The organism is Salmonella sp. SAL4457, from assembly GCF_046548235.1.
GTDB classification, from domain to species: domain Bacteria; phylum Pseudomonadota; class Gammaproteobacteria; order Enterobacterales; family Enterobacteriaceae; genus Salmonella; species Salmonella enterica.
In genome coordinates, this window is the sequence record NZ_JBGDZO010001238.1 from 1 (window position 1) to 240 (window position 240).

Sequence of the window (240 nt, forward strand, 5' to 3'; positions counted from 1 at the left end):
GATCCAGGATATGGCGCGGATCGCCGCGCGGCAGGCGACGCTGCAGATCATCGGCAGCATCGTCGGTGCGGTCAGCGGGTTCTTCGGTAGCGGCGCACCGGCGGGCTCGCGGATTTCCGACTATACCGGCTCGGACATGGCCAATTGGGTCAGCAAGCAACGCGCCGGAGGCATGCCTGGGTTCGCCAGGGGCGGTGCCTTCAACGATGGCATCCAGAGCGCGCCGGCGCTGTTCAGCAT

Annotated in this window: 1 protein-coding gene; it reads left to right on the forward strand. The window is 67.1% G+C overall.

The annotated features are described in order from the left end of the window. Window positions 1-10: 10 nt before the first annotated feature. The coding region (locus ACLJNW_RS28145; RefSeq protein ID WP_410961917.1) for a hypothetical protein at window positions 11-240 on the forward strand (230 nt) is incomplete at its 3' end.